Source organism: Frankia gtarii (assembly GCF_025403375.1).
GTDB classification, from domain to species: Bacteria; Actinomycetota; Actinomycetes; order Frankiales; family Frankiaceae; genus Frankia; species Frankia gtarii.
The window spans coordinates 1-1,200 of the sequence record NZ_JAMPTM010000550.1 but is presented as its reverse complement, the minus strand read 5'-3'; the positions used below and the strand labels follow the sequence as shown (position 1 = coordinate 1,200).

Here is a 1,200-nt window from a genome sequence, read left to right as displayed (position 1 = left end):
CCCCGGTCCACGCCCACGCCCTGGTCCGCCCCCGAGCCCGCCCGGTCAGCGCCCGAGATCGGCACCGACGAGGAGCCCTCGTCGGGCACAGGCGCCTCGACCGCATCCTGCGCGGGCGGTGCGGTGAGCAGCGACCAGATCACCGAGACGGCCAGCGCGACGGCGATCACGCCGAGCGAGAGCGCGATCGGCATGTGCCACACGTCCGTGAGCAGCATCTTCACGCCGATGAAGGCCAGGATGAACGCCAGCCCCGTCGCCAGGTGGTGGAACCGTTCCATCAGGCCCGCGAGCAGGAAGAACAGCGAACGCAGGCCCAGGATGGCGAGCGCGTTGCTGGTGTAGATGAGGAACGTCTTGTCGGTGACGCCCAGCGCGGCGGGCACCGAGTCGAAGGCGAACAGCACGTCGGCGGTCTCGATCGCGACGAGGACGGCGAGCAGCGGCGTGGCGACGAGCTTGCCCGCGCGGCGCAGCATGAAGCGCTGTCCCTCGTACTGGTCGGTGACCGGCATGACCCGTCGCAGCAGCGTCACCGCCCGGCTCTGTCCCGGGTCCATCTCGACGCCGTTGTCGCGCAGCATCTTCACGGCCGTGAAGATCAGGAAAGCGCCGAAGATGTAGATGATGAAGCTGAACTGCTCGAGCAGGGCGACCCCGGCGGCGATGAAGATGAACCGCAGCACCAGCGCGCCGAGCACGCCGTAGAACAGCACCCGGTGCTGGTACTCCCGGGGCACCTTGAAGTACGAGAAGATCAGCGCGAAGACGAACAGGTTGTCGACGGACAGGCTCTTCTCGAGCAGCCAGGCCGTGGTGTACTCGCCGGCGGCCCCGGGGCCCTGCCAGGCCCAGATGACCCCGGCGAAGCCGATGCCCAGGGACACCCACAGCAGGCTCCACCAGGCGGCCTCGCGGAAGCCGATCACGTGGGCCCTGCGGTGGGCGAGCAGATCGATGGTGAGAAGCACGAGCAAAGCGCCGACGAAGGCGGCCCAGGCCCAGAGGGGAACATGCACGGAGATCTCCAGAGGTGTCGGGTCGCGGCCCGGATGCGCCACCCCGGCTCCTCCGGGGCGGAAGATGTCGCTCTGACCGGCCGGGCGCCGTTGCCAGCGGCCGGTCAGAGCACGTTCACGCGTGTCCCGCCGCCAGCGAGATGAACGCAGAGCGACGATCCACTCGGGGTCAGCGCCAGAG

General features: G+C 69.2%; 1 protein-coding gene. It reads right to left on the bottom strand.

Annotated elements, in window-relative coordinates; all coding sequences use genetic code 11:
* The coding region (locus NBZ83_RS32240) for a TerC family protein (protein ID WP_261576526.1) at positions 1-1,019 on the bottom strand (1,019 nt) is incomplete at its 3' end.
* Positions 1,020-1,200: the final 181 nt, after the last annotated feature.